Genomic DNA, 617 nt, shown 5'->3' with positions numbered 1-617 from the left:
AATGGCAGGTCGAGACCGAGCCGGACAACACCAGCGAGGTCGAGGTCCGGTTCGTCGCCGAAACACCCCAGCGTACGAGGGTCGAGCTGGAGCACCGCCACCTCGACCGGCACGGACCCGGCTGGGAATCCGTCCGCGACGGCGTCGCCCACGACGAAGGATGGCCGCTCTACCTGAACCGCTACGCCGCCCTGTTCACCACAGCAGCCTGACCGTCGCCGGATGGACCGGACGTCCCGCTTCCCCGCGTACCAGCAGGACGTCCGACCGGGTCTGGTGACGTGCCGTTCGCGTTGTTCCGGTCGGTCCGGATGGCCCGGGATGCCGCTTCGCCCAGCGTGAGATTGCCCCATGCGTAGAACCCGCACCGATGGGCGGCGATCGGAATGACGTTGTACCAGTCGCCGCCGTAGGCGGCGAGGAGCTGGTGCCATAGTGGCGCCATTATGACTTTACGTGGCGCCATAGATGTGCCATCTTGGCACCATGAACATTGAGAACAACGTGTTCCGAATGCCGCGTTTCTTCCGCCGGGTAGGTGTCACGGCGCTGGCTGTGACGCTCCTGGCCGGGACAGCCACACCCGGGGCAGCCGCCGCGGACAGCAGAGCCGTGCC

General features: G+C 66.8%; 1 pseudogene. It reads left to right on the top strand.

Going from position 1 to position 617, the window contains the following annotated elements:
- Positions 1–212: pseudogene (locus DMB66_RS60505) on the top strand (ATPase); the annotation flags it as partial.
- Positions 213–617: the final 405 nt, after the last annotated feature.

It is taken from the genome of Actinoplanes sp. ATCC 53533, assembly GCF_003947245.1.
Note: the sequence above shows the minus strand (reverse complement) of the source record. Positions and strands in the feature narration are given on the sequence as shown.